Source organism: Bartonella senegalensis OS02, from assembly GCF_000312545.1.
GTDB lineage: Bacteria > Pseudomonadota > Alphaproteobacteria > Rhizobiales > Rhizobiaceae > Bartonella > Bartonella senegalensis.
On record NZ_HE997540.1, the window covers coordinates 133,908 to 149,590 of the forward strand.

Sequence of the window (15,683 nt, forward strand, 5' to 3'; positions counted from 1 at the left end):
TCTCTATGATCTGCAGCGACATTATCTTTGCTTTTGATTGCATGCACCCAGAAAGCTCCATGCTTCTTACTTCTGTCTACAATTCCTCTTCCCGTACGTACAGTTTGCAACTCATGGTGAAAAATAAGCGCTGGAGCTACAGATATCGACAACACCGAATCAGTAGAAGGGGTAGTTAAAAAACGAGGTACCGGCATTTCCTCACGCGATTGGGAAGAAGATTGATCCTGATGACTTGTGTGTAAAACCATTTGATTGACTGGCAATGAATTACCTTCTGAAACAGCGGTCCGTTGTTTTTCATCAGAATGCTGATGATTATCAACTGGACGTGAGACCTCAACAGCCTGATTTCCCTGAGACGAGACAGTGGAAGGAATGAAAATCGGTTGATTTTGGTCTAAATTTCGGCGAGATCTACTCCTACGTGGCAAATTATCAATGTATACTGCAGACAAATACCAGATTTTTCCATGTCCACCCTCACTGTTTTTCTCTTTCAAACCATAGGTATAGGTTCCACCATCAACATTACCAATTTTTGCCCCAGAAAATTTTTTCAAAGTAAAATGCGCTTCTCCACTTTGATCAACAATTAAATCAAGATCTGTTGAACGATCGGCTATTTCAACTCCAGAATCTACAACGCTTACTGTATGAAAGCCACTGCCACGCGTAATAAAGAGATAATCACCTTTTCCTTCTGCAAGACTCACATGAAACTTAAAATGTAAACTTCCTGAAAGCTCATCAACATAAAGGCGAGAATAGTGTAAATCAGACCCTGCAGACTTAAAAATAACCCTACCCACACCGCTCAACTTCTGAATGTGAGTACTCGTGTCATCATCCCCACTAGCAATAGAGTATAATCTAGCTTTTTCACCCTCTAAATTAATATCTTCTGCTGCAGTCTGATCCTCATCATCTCCAGCATAAAGATGGAGCTGTCCAGAATCATGAACTGTTATTTGTCCTCCTAACGTCGCACCAGCAAAAATCCACGAATTGGCTCCGCCTTCAATTGTTAGATTTTTTACCAATCCACCAGCATGCACTTCTTGAGCAGCATGGCGATGTAAAGTAACAAGATCTGCTGTTCCTCCTGCTAACACACGCTGTACACCATTCGCAAACACTTCAGTATTAAATGCTAAACCACCACTCTTTTCCGTAAAATCATCCTTGTCTGGAAACCATTTAGAAAGAACTTGTATCCCTCCACTCATAATTTTTGTTCCAACAGCCATCCCATCATCATACACACTCTGGTATCCTGATGTTTCACCTTGACCATAAATTATGGTGTTATAAGCACTACTCCCTACAATCCCCCCATTCACATAACCATCTCCGAAAATAAGCTGCTCACCGCCATAGATTTCAGCTTTCAATACAGATCCTCCACCCTCCACACTTTGCCTCCCACCTTCATAGACAATAGTAGATTCTGAAATGCCTTGTTCTGCTACAATCTCAGAACCACCATTCATAACTGTCGTATTCTTACTGAAACCACCTGCCTCAACATAGAGTGTGCCAGATTCCTCAACTGTATTGTTAATGGACCATTTAGGAGTATACGAATCTCCATCATCAGAAATATAAACGCTATCCTCACTGATTATAGAACTTTGCAGAATTTCTTCTTCTTTTTCCATAATGAAATCATCTGGATAAAAACTGAAATTACTTGCATAAGAACTGACTATAGGATCCTGGAAAACTGTCATATCCTCTTTTTTCCCAAAAGATCCAGTTATAGGTAACTGTGTATGAGATGAAGGGGATGAAGAAGTATAAATCTTCTCTGCAGCAGCCAAATACCAAATTTTTCCTTCTCCCTTCCCACTATTTTTCGATTTCAAATCATATACATATGTTCCACCATCAACGGCATCAGTTTTTTTATCAGAATGGTTTGTTAAAGAAAAATGTGCTTTTCCACTTTTATCCATAATTAAATTAACTGAGTGGAGTGAAGAACTGGTCATTTCAGTACCAATATCCATAACACTTACTGTATGACTCCCCGCCCCTTTCTCAATGATAAGGTAATCACCATAGCTCTCTGCAAAATTAACCCTCAAATTAAAATTTATATTCCCTGAAAGCTCACCAATATCAAGCAGAGAATGATACGGATTAAGCTTTGTAGAACCCGTAGAGACAGAGGTAGAAGTGAAAATAACACTCCCCTCACCGCTTAACTTCCCAATCAGAGAGCTTGAACCATCAGATTCAGTGGCAATAGAATGTAATTGAGATTCTTTTCCCTCTAAAATAATTTCTTCTGCTTTCGTTTGCTGCCCCTTATCTCCAGCATAAAGGTGAAGCTGTCCAGAACCATTAACTTTTACTTCCCCTTCTAATGTCGCCCCTGCATATACCAATGCATTTGCTGTGCTATTAATTGTTAGAGTTTTGACATATCCACCAGCATAAACTCTTTGAAGAGCTCCTTTTTCCAAAGTAACGGTATTTGCTCTACCACCAGCAAAAACATTCTGCACCCCAGCTTTATAAACCACAGTATCTACTGCTAAGCCCCCCTCATCTCCAAGCCATTTACTGAGATTTTGTTCCCCCCCACTCATAACATTGGTGAAGAAAGCTGCTCCATCACCATATACATTCTGTTGCCCCGATGTTTCCCCTTCGCCATGAACTTCAGAATTATAAGCATAGCTATCATCTCCTAAAACAATTTGTTCACCACCACGAACTGTAACATCCTCTGTTTGTCCTCCATACTCAACACTCTGTAATCCGTATTTATTGATAAGAGTCCCCTTTGAAGTTTTTCCATTCTTGACAATCTCAATTTCACCACCTTCAATTGTAAGGTTCTCATTAATGATATTCTTATCTATTTCTCTTAACTGTTCACTTATACCTATCGCTCTTTGCGATCTGTTTTTTGAATCAATAACTGCCTCTGCATTTATAGTCTTTATAAGAAAACTACTGGTCGTCAATAATGTCCAAAAACTCAGATTCAATTTACGTTGCATTCTCCAAACTCTACAATTTCAAATAAATTCAGCCTCTTAAAACAAAGTGGATAGAGAAAAACATCGCTACACTGCTGCTCACACCTCTGTCTTCAAGATAACGAGGCATCCTCTATAAAGCATTCAATTCAGTGCACTAAGCTCTGACACGAAAAATTTCACACTCTGTGCCTTAAAAAATTATACAATTAAAGATTTATGCTTTATATTATACACTTTAAAAGTGTTTAAATTGCAGTCATACACGCTTTTTTAACACTCTTGAGATGCTAAAAAACTTGACTACCAAACAAGACTGATCCCTCAATAGACAAAATTAGGGATGCGTTTTAAAGACATTGCATCATCTCTTTGTTAAGATACTTCTCCCTGTTAAATGGTGTTTTTACTATCTTCAATTCAGATAGAGATACAATGTTCCTATATGTCTATTCATTATTCTCATGCATTGGGATCATAATAATATCGACTCGACACTTGCCTCAAATTTTTATAATTATGGGAGTTTAGTGTCATAATTTGATTTGTCATATACTGAAAGGGACATTCTATTCATGTCTATAAACTCAGAAATACAAAGTATAAGCAAACAAAATTCTCCTTGTCGCATTCTGTTTGCGAGCCTTATTGGCCCAACAATTGAATTCTTTGATTTTTACGTCTTTGCAACTGCTGCAGCTCTCATATTTCCTCATGTGTTCTTTCCAACGCAAAATGATCAAATTGCCATTTTGCAATCTTTTCTAATCTTTGGAGCAGCCTTTTTTTCACGCCCTCTTGGATCAATTATCTTTGGACATTTTGGAGATAAAATTGGACGAAAAGCAACCCTTATCGCCTCTCTTCTAACGATGGGGCTATCAACCGTTATTATTGGTTTCCTTCCCACTTATGAAACAGCTGGATGGTGGGCACCCTTTTTCTTAACCTTGTGCCGTATTGGGCAAGGAATGGGATTAGGAGGCGAATGGGGGGGAGCCGTTTTGCTCGCAACAGAAAATGCTCCTCCAGAAAAACGCGGATGGTATGCGATGTTTCCTCAATTGGGTGTTCCAATTGGTTTATTCTTGTCTATTGTTGTTTATTTAGGTCTGTTGCACTTCCTTGATCACGATGAACTTTTAGCTTGGGGATGGCGCATTCCCTTTATTGCTTCAATCATTTTTATGATTGTAGGATTGTGGGTTCGTCTTTCTATCAATGAAACAGTGCAATTCAAGAAAACCCTTGAAAATAAAGAACGTGTCAAAGTTCCTATAATTGATGTCTTTTTAAAATGTCCACGAATCCTATTTCTTGGAATATTTTCTGGTATGGCGACATTCGTTTTGTTTTATTTAGTCACAGCATATTTATTAAGCTATTCAACAAATCACCTAAAACTGCCATATCATCAGGCTCTTCAAGTAGAGGTGATTGGTGCTATTTTCTGTGGAATTTTTACCGTTATCACCGGAAAACTCGCTGATCGTATTAGGCGTAGAACTTTGATGATTTGGGTCACAATCATTACTGGTATCTACTCTTTCGCAATTCCTTATTTTCTAAATTCTGGAATTATAGGAGTCCTTGTGATGTCTATCATTGGCTTGTCGATCATGGGAATGGTGTATAGCCCCCTTGGTGCTGTTTTAGCTTCGCCATATCCAACAGAAATTCGATACACGGGTTCTTCTGTAACATTCAATTTATCTGGTATCGTAGGTGCATCTCTTGCACCTTATATTGCAGAATATCTGGTACAGCATTTTGATACTTCTTATATAGGCTATTATTTACTTCTTGCCTCTTTTATTTCACTCCTTTGCTTCGTTGGGTTTAAGGATGAGGAAATATCAAACTAAAATGTAATGAAAAAGAATAAAATTAACACTGGCAGCAGAAATGCTGCCAGTTTTATTTTCAAAGTCATTGGTTGAGGGACATTCCACCATAATATTCCAGCAAACAATGCGCTCAAAAAAAAGAACAAAATATCCGCTATATTGTTAATATAAGCAACAGAAACTATTTGTGATAAAATATGTGTTGTTCCTAGCCATGAAACGCAAAAAAAAGCTAACATTACAGCCCATAAAATAAGCAAAATGCGATCAATGATCATCATCACTCCGTTTGAATATTTTGTCAGAAAAACAATGATGAGTAATTGTAGACCACATCTTTTTTATTGCTTCCAGAAGAAAAATCATAATAAAAACCCGACGTCCCCTTCTGATCCTTCTGCAATAAAAAGTATCAGATTAATCATTTCTCCCAATCCTATAAAAGTCAAAAATAATAGATGTGGCGTACATCAAACCTGTTTTTTCCAACAGCGATCTTCAGTCTGCTGCCAATAAGTCAAGTTATGATTTTCCATTTTATATTTTTTCCACTGTGCACGAGCAAGATTCAACTGTTCCTCACTCTGACCATCAAAGAGCACTACAAGTCTTTGATAAGCATCAATATCCGAACAAATCGCTCCCTCTATGAGAAAACGTATTTTTGAATCGTTCGGATTCTCCTGCCCTGTAGTAAGAAATACAGGCTGAAAATTTGGATATCGATCACACTCCGTTCCGTGCCCAATAAATGCTTCATCAGCATAAACCCATAAACGTGTATCTATAGCATCACGTCGTTCTTGACTCACACATTGGACTGTTACCCTACCGAAACGTTCTAGTGCACGTTCCACAAGTGTTGGTAAAATATCTTCCAATGTTGACTGCGTCAAATGATAGAAAAAAATATCCACCCTCTTCGCCCTTATCATTCTTTATAAAAAAGCTAATATCTTTCTGAAAAAACTTCTCTATCCCTTATACAAATACAAAAAGAAATATTTTAAGATAAAGTGATTCCTTTTTTGCATTTCTGTATAAAGCTTTTTCGCCTGTGTCTTAACTGTGTATTAAAGAGAGAAAAAGAAAAAAGACAATTCTTCATTTTTACAGTTAATAAAAGTTCTATTTTAGTCCATTTTTTAGCTTCTCTGTAGAATAGAATTGAAAATGGAATATAATGTACGCCAGAATGTGTAGAAATTAACTAACTACTTTATACTCTTTATTCGTAAAAATGCACAAGATAGTGAGGGGGGAGTAAATTTTGGTTATCTTTTTTAACCTAAGTCGTAGAGAGTATCTACTCTCTCATTAAATTTTAAGGATGTTATCCAATCTATGCGTATTATTGAGTTATACATCCTGAGGCGTGTTCTTATTCTGTTCAGTGCGGTCATGGTTGCAGCAGTTGGTATCAGTTGGACAGTGCAAATTCTTGCACGAATAAATTTTCTTACAACAAGTAGACAAACGCTTCTAACAGTCTTACAATTCTCGCTCTCATTGGTTCCTTCTGTTGTTTTTCTTGTTATTCCATTTGCCTTAGTCATTGCAATTACAAGCACCCTTTCAGCAATGAATCAAGACTCAGAGCTTGCTATCATCAGTGCCTCTGGTTTTCCCAAAAGTACTGTTTGGAAACCAATTCTTCTTCTTGCTCTTATTGCATCATGTGCATCCTTTTTTATAGCCAATTTTGTCGTTCCTCAAGCACGTCTTAATATGCGACAAATGCTGGCAAATACTCATTATGATCTTATTAATCTTTTTATCAGTGAGGGGAGCTTCCAAAAACTTGCCAATAATCTTTACATAGAAATTGGCCAAAGAAATCCAGATGGCACCCTTGGACGCCTTTTCATTGCCGACCAGCGTGATCCTAAAATTGATCTTTTTTATTATGCAACAAAAGCATCGATTGTCAGCAATAAAAATGGCAATTTTTTAATCCTCAAGAATGGTGAAATAGAAAGAAACAATCATCAAAATGATAGCGTTTCAATCGTTCAATTCAGTTCATATAGCTTTAGCCTAGGTGAATTCATCCCCAACGATAAAACACTCACGCTTTATCCAAAAGATAGACCTCTTTCTTATTTGCAAAATCCTAATCCGAAGGATCCGTACTATCAGCGTAAACCACTCCAATATAGAGCTGAATTTCACCGCAGACTTACAGAATGGCTTTATCCTATCGTTTTTTCACTCATTGCATTAGCAGCAGCAGGAGATACGCGCTCATATCGGCAAGTAGGTAATTCTGCAATTTTCTTAGCAATTGCCTTTTCTTTTCTAGTTTATTGGATGGGATATTTTGTTGCTGAAAAAGCAAAGAGTGATCTTGCATATGTCCCTCTCCTTTATCTGATACCAATAGGAATGAGTATGCTGGTTTTTTTCATGCTTTTAACAAATCGTACAATTGGTATTCCCACAAAACTTAATGAAGCTATTCAAATTGTTTTTCAAAAAATAATCAGTAAATTTGAACATCGAAAATCTCAATCTTCCTCGGATGAGGTATCATGATTGGATGGACGCTTGGGAGATATTTCTTTATACGATACCTCAAAATGACTTGTTATTTTTTGGGAGGGATTTTTGTTCTCGCTCTTTTAATTGACTTTACAGAAAACTCTAGTCGATTATCCTCTCTGTCCCAATATACTGCTAAAGATGCATTCCTTATATCCGTTTTACGCATCCCTTTTATCATGCAGCAACTCATCCCCTTTATTGCACTCTTTTCTGCAATGGCAATGTTGATCTCACTTAATCGAAAATCTGAGCTTGTTGTGACTCGTTCAATCGGTGTTTCTGCGTGGCAGTTTCTCATGCCTGCTTGTTTTGGAGCTTTTCTTTTTGGATTATTTTCAATTCTTCTCGTTAACCCTCTTGCCGCATGGGGATTTTCCCAAGCAGAAAAAATGATGACAGAATGGCGCAGTAGCAATAATGTGCTTACATCTCTTTATAACACACGCATTCTATGGTTAACACAACGCACATCCTCAGGCAGAACAACCATTGGTGCTAAATCTATCACCGATCAAGGGCTTTCTCTTATCGATGCAACCTTCATACAATATAATGACAATGCAACAGTCAAAAATTGGATTAACAGCAGAAAAGCAACATTAATCAATGGGGCTTGGCTGTTAACAGATGGAACAATTTATAAAATAGGGCATCCTCCTAAAAAGTTTGCTGAATTTCAGATAAAAACCAATCTAAAGCCTGAATTTTTAACTGAACGTTTAGCGAATCCCGCGACGATCCCATTTTACCAATTACCAACAAAAATTATGATTGCACGCTCATTTGGCTATTCTGCCAATAATTTTGATATGTATTTACAATCTTTGATTGCATTACCAGCATTGCTTATAGCAATGACTCTGATTGCAGCAACAGTATCTTTAAACTTTACGCGCTTTGGACAATCTAAAACATTGATTCTTGGTGGCATAATCGCCGGATTCTCCCTTTATGTCATTTCCGTACTGGTTCAAGCTTTTGGTAATGCCGGATATATTCCGCCAATTATTGCAGCTTGGACACCAGTTTTTATTGCATTATTTTTAGGAATCTCTTTTTTACTCCATAAAGAGGATGGCTAAGTGAAAGCGTTAGTAAGTAAGAAAATGATTCTGATAAAATTACCTGCACTTGCCTTTAAAATTATTATGGGCTGTGTCTTAAGTCTATTTTTATCCTGTTCTACAAACGCCAAAAACCCTACTCTTCTTGCTCAAAATCACAGCCAAAATCCTGTAAGTCCTCTCTTGCTTTCTGCAGATGAACTCATCTACAATCGTGATGAAAATACTGTTTCTGCACAAGGAAATGTGCAAATCGAATATGATGGCAATAAAGTTATCGCAAGAAAAGTCACTTATAATCAAAAAACAGGGCGTATTATCGCACAAGGAAACGTTGAAATTGTTCAAAAAGACGGTAATAAAATTTATTCAAATCAGATTGATATGACCAAAGATTTTGGCGAAGGCTTCGTAAATGCCTTACGTATCGATACAGCTACAAACATCCATTTTGCGGCAACAAGTGCTACGCGTAGCAATAACCAGATAACAGTCTTCGACAATGCCACCTATACAGCCTGTGAACCTTGCTCTTATAAACCAGATAAAGACGTCCTTTGGAAAATTAAAGCAAGAAAAATTATCTGGAATAACATTACAAAAAAAATTCGCTTTGAAAATAGTCGTTTTGAAGTTTTTGGTGTACCGATAGCACAGCTTCCAACTTTTGAGCTCTATGATCCAACGGTACGGCGTGCTAGCGGTTTCCTTGCGCCTCATTTTTTTTATACTGATTATCTCGGTATGGGCATCAAAAATTCTTATTTCTGGAATCTTGCTCCCCATTATGATTTCACGCTTTCCTCCACAGTCTATAGCCAACAAGGTCTTTTAACCGAGGGGGAATGGCGTCAACGTTTTCAAACGGGCAATTACAACATTCGCTTCGCTCATATAGACCAAATGAGACCACAAAACTTTGATAATGATATGATTGATGCACAGCATAAAAACCGTTATATGCTTGCAACAAAGGGGGATTTTCGTCTTAATTCACGCTGGACTTATGGATGGGATATTCTTGCCCAATCTGATCGACATTTTAGTCGTGCTTATAAACTTGAAAATTATAGGGATCCTATACAGCTCTCTCAGCTTTATCTTAATGGTCTTGCAGGTAAAAACCACTTTGACATGCGTTTTTACCATTTCAAGGTTCAAGATTTGATTTTGAATGACCCTGATCATGAACGCCACTCTCGACAAGCGTGGGTTCTCCCTCAAATTGACTATTCTTTCACTCCAGATGAATCAATCTATGGCGGATTGCTTACTTTTCATAGTAATATGCAATCAATTTATCGTCGTCATACTGACTTTAGCGCTAGTAAATGGAACAACCATTCACTTAATTCTTTTAGACTTTCTGGTCTCGCGGGAAATAGTTTTCGTTTAACAAACGAGATCGAGTGGAAAAAACGCTTTACCATGCATGGTGGTCTCATATTAACCCCTCTTCTCTCTTTACGTGCTGATATCATAACAACAAATATGCACGACAACGAGAATGCTCATATAATAAATGACTCCTTATCAACACTCCGTGGTTCAGCACTGCGCGGCATGGCAAATGCTGGTTTAGAAGTACGCTATCCATTCCTCATTACATTTGATAGTTCTACGCATATTATAGAACCAACCGCACAAATTTTTATACGTAATAATGAAAAATATATTGGACAAATCCCCAATGAAGATGCGCAAAGCTTTATATTTGATGCAACCACTCTCTTTCAACGGGATAAGTTCTCTGGTTATGACCGCGTAGAAGGTGGGACAAGAGCTAATATAGGACTAAGATATTCTGGAAATTTCAACAATGATTGGTCCCTCTATGGTGTTATTGGACAATCCTTTCATCTTGCAGGGAAAAACTCTTTTGCAGAAAGGGACTTTGTTAATGTAGGCACTCATTCGAGCCTTGAAGCAACACGTTCAGACTATGTTGCAATGTTTGGTGCAAATCATAAGAATGGTTTTTCCTTGGAAGCTCGTGGGCGTTTTGATAAAAAAACGGGAGCAATTCGCCGTAGTGAAATTGAAGCGTCACAGAAATGGCAAAATTTCTCAGCAGCTGTGCAATATGCCTATATTGCCAGCCAACCAAACTATGAACATCCACAAGAACGCCAGGAGATTTCTTTTCAAACTGGTATTAAACTGGCTCACTTTTGGTCTCTTAATAGCAATGCCGGTTACGATTTAATATCCAGTACATTTGTAAAGCGAGGAATCAGCTTGAGTTATGCAGATGAATGTTTCGGGCTAACATTTGGTTATCAGCAAGTAGCTCATCCAGGGGAAAAAACACCTTTGCAAAACTTTAATTTCTCTCTTTCATTGCGTACAATTGCAGATATCGGAAAAAAATAAAATCAGATTTATAAAGAGAATGTACAGGGAATGTAACTTATCATTGTTTTTATAAAAAAAACGTATATTTTAAGTCATTGGTGAGAATTGATAAACAATGCGAAAGCCTAATTCTATGAACAAGTTGAAAAAGCGTATTCTTGCTTTATTTTTTATTGCATCTTTAAGCGTGAGCAACCTAATGGTTAGTGAATTTTTAATTTCACCGGTCTTCGCACAGACTGCCATTGTTGTCACAGTCAATGGTAATCCTATCACAAATTATGATATTCAAAGACGAACAGCTTTTCTCAGATTGCAACAAAAGCAAGGCAATCTCTTTGAGCAAGCTAAAAATGAACTTATCAATGAAGCCCTCAAAAATACCGAAATAAAGCGTCGAAATATTGAGGTGAGCAATGATGAGGTTGATAAAGCTTTTGAAAATTTTGCAATACAAAATAATATGGCTGTTGATCAACTCAATCAGATTCTGATTCAAAATGATATCACAGTACAACATTTTAAGGATTACATCCGTGGACAAATAGGATGGGGACGCCTTGTTAATGCACGTTATCAAGCTGAAATGGGTATGATCAGCGAACAAGAAGCCGTACGCAGAATATTAAAAAATGGTGGTGTCAAACCTTCAACCAATGAATATACACTACAGCGCATTATTTTCGTCATTCCTGCGCATCGTCGTTCAGAAATTTTTGAAAGACGCCAAAGGGAAGCGAACAGTTTCCGCGCACATTTCCGTGGATGCGCGAATTCTCAGAAGCAGGCAAAGGGCATTTTAGATGTTACTATTCGCCACTTGGGAAAATTTCTCGAACCACAGCTTCCTAGTGCATGGGAACAAGCTATTCTTGCAACGCCTGTTGGAAAAATGACTCAATTTCAGGAAACAACGGATGGAATTGAAGCAGTTGCTGTTTGTAAAATAAAAAGAGTTTCTGATGATTACGTTGCTCGACTCATCTTTTCCCTTCAAGATAATAAGCAAAAGAGCCCGCAAAAACTTGAAATGTTAAGTGAAAAATATTTAAAAGAATTGCGGCAAGTAGCGCTTATTAGAAGTTCATAATGGCTGCACTTGTTGTTAGTGGTGGTGATCCTGCCGGAATTGGTCCTGAAATAGCACTGAAAGCGTGGAATTTGCGTGCCACACATCAAATTCCGCCTTTTGTTCTTATCGCTGATCCAGATGTTATTCGTGCACGTGCGCGTTTCTTACAGATTGACGTCACAGTAGAATCTGTTTTAACAGATAACCTTGCGAAAAACTTCCAAGAAGCTCTTCCTGTAATACCTTTAAAAAACCGGCAAAGTGATCAACTAGGATTGCCTTCACATGGAAATGCTGCTGGAATTATTGAAGCGATCAAGCGTGGCGTTCAGTTGATTCAAAGTGGTCATGCTTGTGCACTTGTCACTTGCCCTATTGCAAAAAAAAGCCTTTATGATACCGGATTTGAATTTCTCGGTCATACAGAGTTTTTAGCCGATTTAGCCCATCAAACTTCCGATAAATGTTATCATCCGGTTATGATGTTATCTGGACCTCGATTAAAGACAGTGCCTATTACCGTTCATATTCCATTCAATAAAGTTCCCTCACATCTTAGCCAGCATTTAATCATAGAGACGGCACTCATTACTGAAAAAAACTTAAGAACGCGATTTAAAATATCTTCACCCCGTCTAGCTGTTGCTGGATTGAATCCTCATGCTGGAGAAGAAGGAGCAATAGGAAAAGAAGAGTTTGAAATTATCATTCCTGCTATTGAAACTCTTAAAAATAAAGGACTTAATATTGTAGGTCCCTTGCCTGCCGATACAATGTTCCATGAGTGCGCACGAAAAACATATGATGTTGCCCTTTGCATGTATCATGATCAAGCCCTTATCCCTGTTAAAACATTAGACTTTGATGCCACTGTCAATGTCACTTTAGGGCTGCCTTTTATTCGTACTTCTCCAGATCATGGAACTGCTTTTGATATTGCTGATAAAGGAATAGCCTCTCCTGAAAGCTTTATTGCTGCTCTTAAACTTGCACATCAACTGGCAAAAAATAGTTTTACACCATGCCAATAGATAACCTCCCTCCTCTTCGTGAGGTCATTGAAACATATGGATTGCAAGCGCATAAATCCTTGGGTCAAAATTTTCTTTTTGATCTGAATTTAACATCTAAAATTGCCCATCAAGCAGGAAATATAGAAGGAAAACCTGTTATTGAAGTGGGACCAGGTCCTGGAGGATTGACACGCGCCTTGCTTGCAAAAGGTGCCATTGTAACAGCAATCGAGCGTGATGAACGTTGTATACCAGCTCTTTTAGAGATAGAAAAGCACTATCCACAAAAACTAAAAATCATTTGTAATGATGCTCTAAAACAAGATTTTTCAAAACTGTTTGAAACATCTCCAGAAAAACCACGCATTATTGCAAATCTTCCTTATAATATTGGAACACAACTCTTATTAAATTGGTTGTTAGCTGAACCATGGCCTCCTTTTTATGAATCCATGACATTGATGTTTCAGCGTGAAGTTGCACAACGTATTACGGCAAAACCTCAATCCGCCCATTACGGACGTCTAAGTGTCTTAACCGGATGGCGTACCGTTGCTAAAATTGCTTTTGATGTCCCTCCTCAAGCCTTTACACCAGCCCCTAAAATAACTTCTTCTGTTGTTCATATCATGCCGCGAATACAACCTCTCACCTGCTCCGCACAAAAATTAAGCTTTGTAACAAAAACCGCTTTTGGACAAAGACGAAAAATGCTTCGTCAAAATCTTAAAAAGCTTGGAGGTGAAGTGCTTTTAGAAAAAGCTGGTATCGATGCAGCACGCCGTGCGGAAACGCTCTCAATTTCCGAATTTGTGACTTTAGCTAATTTGGTGACCTAAAAAGCTTAACTTTATTTTTTCCAAAACAATAAGGACATTAATCAATCTTTTCAGCAATAAGCCCATTAATAAAAGATTCAAGAAAGGTACAACGTTCGCGTTTTACTGTTTCTGCTAAATAAATCGATTGAATAAGTGAAATGGATTGATTTAAATCTTCGTTAATAACTACATAATCATAAGAACACCAATGCTGCATTTCCGTTCGCGCATTTTTCAATCGTAAATTGATGATCTCTTGGCTATCTTCTGCTCGACGATGTAAACGTGAAATGAGCTCTTTCATTGATGGTGGAAGAATAAAAACAGAGACAGTGTCTCCTGGCATCTTTTTTTGAAGCTGTTTTGTGCCTTGATAATCAATATCAAATAACATATCTCTCCCCGCATTCAACACATTTTCAACGCTTTCGCGTAAAGTGCCATAATAATTCCCATGAACTTCTGCCCATTCAATAAACTCATCACCATCACGTTTGCGTTCAAACTCTTTTTTTGAAATAAAATGATAATGAAGACCATTCACCTCACTTGGACGTCTTTGTCGTGTTGTCATGCTTACGGAGAGTTCTAATTTTCCATCTTTCAAAAGTAACCGAGAAAGAGTTGATTTACCAGCACCTGAAGGCGAAGAGAGAATAAATAAAAAACCGCGGCGTTGATTTGTTTTTTTAGTACTCAATGCATTCTCAAAGAAGGTCATCATATCGTTCTACTTTTTAAACTTTTCTTCAAACTTCAATAACACGCTTTCTACAGTCCCCCCCAAAAAATTAATGCGTTGCTTTTAATGCACGCCATTTGCGGACATTTATATTATGCTCCTCTAAAGTTCTAGAAAAAACATGCCCTCCAGAACCATCAGCTACAAAATAGAGCACATCACTGCTTGGTAAACGCGCCACCGCTTTCAAAGAATCTTTGCCTGGATTGGCAATAGCTGTTGGTGGCAAACCCTTAATTTTATATGTATTATAGGGTGTTTCCTTCTCAAGATCTGAACGGTAAATTGCACGACCGGATGGCAGTCCTTTTCCACCAAAGAGACCATAAATCACTGTTGGATCAGATTGAAGACGCATATGTTTTGCAAGACGGTTATAAAATACCGCAGCAACCTTTGGTCGTTCTGCTGCAATTCCTGTTTCTTTCTCAACAATTGATGCCAATATAACAAATTCATCAATAGATTTGATTGGTAAATCAGGTGAGCGTGTAGCCCATATAGCATGAATGAGTTTTGTCTGTCCTTCACGCAGTCTGTTTATAATTTCCTTACGCGTTGTTCCCCGAATAAAACGAACAGTATCCGTCATCAAACTGCCTTCTGGAGGCAAAACTCTTGGAAGATCTCCAATCAAGATTTCATTAGCAGCTAATCGATCAAAAACTTGTTGAACCGTTAACCCCTCTGGGACTGTAAATGTATATTCAATAGATTTCCCCTTCACTAGGATATCCATAATATCTCGCATAGAAGCATATGCTGGTATTAAATACTCACCAGCCTTAAGATGTGTTGTTTTTTGATGGTAACCAACTCCATAAATAAAAACATCAGATGATCGAATGAAACCGTGTTTTTCAAGAAGTAAAGCAATTTCACGAATTCCTGTTCCCGGATAGATTAGGACAACTTGTTCTTTCTGCATCATCCCCTTTTCTTCAAAAATAATTTTTCCAATATAAAGAGGAATACTTATGGCCAAAACAAAAACCACAATAAGCATTAGAAAAAAATGACCAAGAATAACCAACGGATTACGAACGATAGACGACTTTCTCCGTTTCTTATATGCTAACAGACTCTTACTATCTACTCTATGATTCGAAGAGGAATCATTTACGTCCTTCAGCGGTCTTTGATTGTTCACATCGGACACAACTATCACCCTCAACAAATTTTAAGTATTACAATTATAATCTTCTCGCTTAAATTTTTATAATAAATTAGAA

General features: G+C 37.7%; 12 protein-coding genes. 7 read left to right on the plus strand and 5 right to left on the minus strand.

The window, feature by feature from the left end; all coding sequences use genetic code 11:
- Window positions 1–3,014 (minus strand): pertactin-like passenger domain-containing protein (locus BN200_RS00560; RefSeq protein ID WP_019220453.1); only part of this gene is annotated, 3,014 nt, incomplete at its 3' end.
- Window positions 3,015–3,568: 554 nt separating this feature from the next.
- Between BN200_RS00560 and BN200_RS00565 the strand changes: the two genes are divergently transcribed.
- On the plus strand, window positions 3,569–4,858 hold the full coding sequence (locus BN200_RS00565) for an MFS transporter (RefSeq protein WP_019220454.1): 1,290 nt from the start codon (window positions 3,569–3,571) through the stop codon (window positions 4,856–4,858).
- On the opposite strand, the gene BN200_RS00570 is transcribed toward BN200_RS00565, so the two are convergent.
- Together BN200_RS00570 and BN200_RS00575 are read right to left on the minus strand one after the other, a co-directional pair.
- Complete coding sequence (locus tag BN200_RS00570; RefSeq protein WP_019220455.1) at window positions 4,855–5,118, minus strand: hypothetical protein; 264 nt, start codon at window positions 5,116–5,118, stop codon at window positions 4,855–4,857. The two genes, BN200_RS00565 and BN200_RS00570, sit on opposite strands and share 4 nt — an antisense overlap.
- Window positions 5,119–5,310: 192 nt before the next feature.
- Window positions 5,311–5,757, minus strand: a complete 447-nt coding sequence (locus BN200_RS00575) for a DNA polymerase III subunit chi (RefSeq protein WP_019220456.1) — start codon at window positions 5,755–5,757, stop codon at window positions 5,311–5,313.
- Between the two features lie 427 nt (window positions 5,758–6,184).
- On the opposite strand from BN200_RS00575, the gene lptF reads away from it, so the two are divergent.
- The 6 genes from lptF (at window position 6,185) to rsmA (ending at window position 13,727) form a co-directional block, all read left to right on the plus strand.
- On the plus strand, window positions 6,185–7,375 hold the full coding sequence (lptF, locus tag BN200_RS00580) for an LPS export ABC transporter permease LptF (RefSeq protein ID WP_019220457.1): 1,191 nt from the start codon (window positions 6,185–6,187) through the stop codon (window positions 7,373–7,375).
- Window positions 7,372–8,466 (plus strand): LPS export ABC transporter permease LptG, encoded by a 1,095-nt coding sequence (gene lptG, locus BN200_RS00585; protein WP_019220458.1) that lies wholly within the window; start codon window positions 7,372–7,374, stop codon window positions 8,464–8,466. Before lptF ends, lptG begins: the two co-directional genes overlap by 4 nt.
- Window positions 8,467–10,821, plus strand: a complete 2,355-nt coding sequence (locus BN200_RS00590) for an LPS-assembly protein LptD (protein WP_034988525.1) — start codon at window positions 8,467–8,469, stop codon at window positions 10,819–10,821. It abuts the gene before it with no gap.
- A 115-nt stretch (window positions 10,822–10,936) separates the two neighbouring features.
- The gene (locus BN200_RS00595; protein ID WP_019220460.1) at window positions 10,937–11,893 is read left to right on the plus strand and encodes a SurA N-terminal domain-containing protein; all 957 of its coding nucleotides are present in this window, start codon (window positions 10,937–10,939) and stop codon (window positions 11,891–11,893) included.
- Window positions 11,893–12,906: a 4-hydroxythreonine-4-phosphate dehydrogenase PdxA gene (pdxA, locus tag BN200_RS00600; protein ID WP_019220461.1), complete on the plus strand. Its 1,014-nt coding sequence runs from the start codon at window positions 11,893–11,895 to the stop codon at window positions 12,904–12,906. Before BN200_RS00595 ends, pdxA begins: the two co-directional genes overlap by 1 nt.
- Entirely contained in the window at window positions 12,897–13,727 is an 831-nt protein-coding gene (rsmA, locus tag BN200_RS00605; RefSeq protein ID WP_019220462.1) for a 16S rRNA (adenine(1518)-N(6)/adenine(1519)-N(6))-dimethyltransferase RsmA, read from the plus strand. The genes pdxA and rsmA overlap by 10 nt, the downstream gene beginning before the upstream one ends.
- A 37-nt stretch (window positions 13,728–13,764) precedes the next feature.
- On the opposite strand, the gene gmk is transcribed toward rsmA, so the two are convergent.
- Complete coding sequence (gmk, locus tag BN200_RS00610) at window positions 13,765–14,433, minus strand: guanylate kinase (RefSeq protein ID WP_019220463.1); 669 nt, start codon at window positions 14,431–14,433, stop codon at window positions 13,765–13,767.
- Window positions 14,434–14,500: 67 nt separating this feature from the next.
- Complete coding sequence (gene mltG, locus BN200_RS00615) at window positions 14,501–15,610, minus strand: endolytic transglycosylase MltG (RefSeq protein WP_034988529.1); 1,110 nt, start codon at window positions 15,608–15,610, stop codon at window positions 14,501–14,503.
- Window positions 15,611–15,683: the final 73 nt, after the last annotated feature.

What these genes read in the sequence shown, in the direction of transcription:
- lptG (WP_019220458.1), top strand. Translation starts at nt 7,372, where the DNA reads ATGATTGGATGGACGCTTGGGAGATATTTCTTTATACGATACCTCAAA.
- BN200_RS00595 (WP_019220460.1), top strand. Translation starts at nt 10,937, where the DNA reads ATGAACAAGTTGAAAAAGCGTATTCTTGCTTTATTTTTTATTGCATCT.
- gmk (WP_019220463.1), bottom strand. Translation starts at nt 14,433, where the DNA reads ATGATGACCTTCTTTGAGAATGCATTGAGTACTAAAAAAACAAATCAA.
- rsmA (WP_019220462.1), top strand. Translation starts at nt 12,897, where the DNA reads ATGCCAATAGATAACCTCCCTCCTCTTCGTGAGGTCATTGAAACATAT.
- BN200_RS00565 (WP_019220454.1), top strand. Translation starts at nt 3,569, where the DNA reads ATGTCTATAAACTCAGAAATACAAAGTATAAGCAAACAAAATTCTCCT.
- BN200_RS00570 (WP_019220455.1), bottom strand. Translation starts at nt 5,118, where the DNA reads ATGATCATTGATCGCATTTTGCTTATTTTATGGGCTGTAATGTTAGCT.
- lptF (WP_019220457.1), top strand. Translation starts at nt 6,185, where the DNA reads ATGCGTATTATTGAGTTATACATCCTGAGGCGTGTTCTTATTCTGTTC.
- pdxA (WP_019220461.1), top strand. Translation starts at nt 11,893, where the DNA reads ATGGCTGCACTTGTTGTTAGTGGTGGTGATCCTGCCGGAATTGGTCCT.